This is a genomic window from Morganella sp. HMSC11D09 (genome assembly GCF_001807955.1).
GTDB lineage: Bacteria > Pseudomonadota > Gammaproteobacteria > Enterobacterales > Enterobacteriaceae > Morganella > Morganella morganii.
Window position 1 is genome coordinate 1 of sequence record NZ_KV791657.1, and the last position, 1509, is coordinate 1509.

Here is a 1509-nt window from a genome sequence, read left to right on the forward strand (position 1 = left end):
TAATATAAATCAAAAAAAAACAGATTGGTTTGGTAGGGGCGAGATATATGGTGTTTTAGCTGGAAGTTCAGTTACGATGGGTATTAATGGAGATAACGATAACTTTAATTCTAGTCAATATGCTATTGCGGAGTTTAAAAACTTAGATATTAAACAAAACTCAGACGCATCTACTTTAACACTAAATAACGCATTAAGGGCTATCCAAGGTGCTTACAGGGATTCAGGTACTGGTCCAGCAGGTAAAATAATTGTTAATGGTGATACATCTATTTATCTAAATGGTGCAAGACAAGAGGCTATTTATGTATCAGGTAAAGGTAAAGGTTATAACGGTAATGAAGGTGTAATTAGTTCTGTTATATTAAAAGGCAATACCAATATCATCCTGAATAATGCCGCAGGAAGTGATAATAGTGCTATTAAAATTGGAAAGACAAGACAAATAGGTACAGGGCAAGGATATTTTGAATCTATGGGTAATTTATCTATAGATATGAAAAATTCGAAAGGATCTGCTGTGAAATTAGCTGTTTCTGGTTCTGAATTAAAAGCAGATTTTGATAGCAGCTCAACTAATATTAAAACTAATGGTAATGCAATAAATATAGGGCAAAATGATTGGGGAACTCAATCATCAGCTAATGGCATTAAAGCATCTTTCAAAAATGCTAATTTTGAGACAACATCAACAAATGATTCATTATTGAAAGTATTTCAAAATCAGGGAAGGGTATTGTTTAATTTTAATGGTGAAAGAACAAATCTAGTCATGAGAGATGATCAAAGTTGGTTAATTGATATAGATAACTCAAAAGAAAATGGGTATGAAAATAAAGTAACCCTTAACTTAAAGGATTCGGCTAAGATTATGGGGTTGTCAAATATTGATGGGAATAGTGAACTGATCTTGAACCTGAACGATTCATTATGGCATCTTAATGAAAATAAATATGGAAGCATATCTTCATTTACTACTTTGAACTTGAATGATTCCTCAAAGCTTATTGCAGAAAATAATAACTTCACTTTAAATGGAACTGTCAATAATACATCAGGCATCATTGATTTGGTAAATCATAAAGATATCAATGATAAAACTAAGTTAGTTACATTAACCATTAATGGAAATTATACTGGTGGTAATATTAAACCAACGGATGCAATTCCTTTTCCAGACGGAAATAGTCAGTTAATTGTTAACACTATCTGGAATAATGATAACGACTCTGTAACAGATCTTCTGCATATCAAAGGTACTGCTACCGGATACACTCGGGTTCAGACTCAAAATGGTATTATCGGTAATGTGACTCGCGGGGATGCTGAAAAATATTCTGTTCCTGTTGTCACGGTAGACAACCACAAGGAAGGGGCTAATGCCTTCTACGGTTTTGCGGATACCACCGGCGCGGCTCAGGCCCTTCTGGTGCAGAAAGATGCCAATAATTACACTTGGTATCTGGCTAAAAATGATACACCTGTAGACCCTGTAGACCCTGTAGACCC

At 34.5% G+C, this 1509-nt stretch carries 1 pseudogene; it reads left to right on the forward strand.

Going from position 1 to position 1509, the window contains the following annotated elements:
* A pseudogene (locus HMPREF3119_RS19315) lies at window positions 1–1509 on the forward strand (hypothetical protein); the annotation flags it as partial.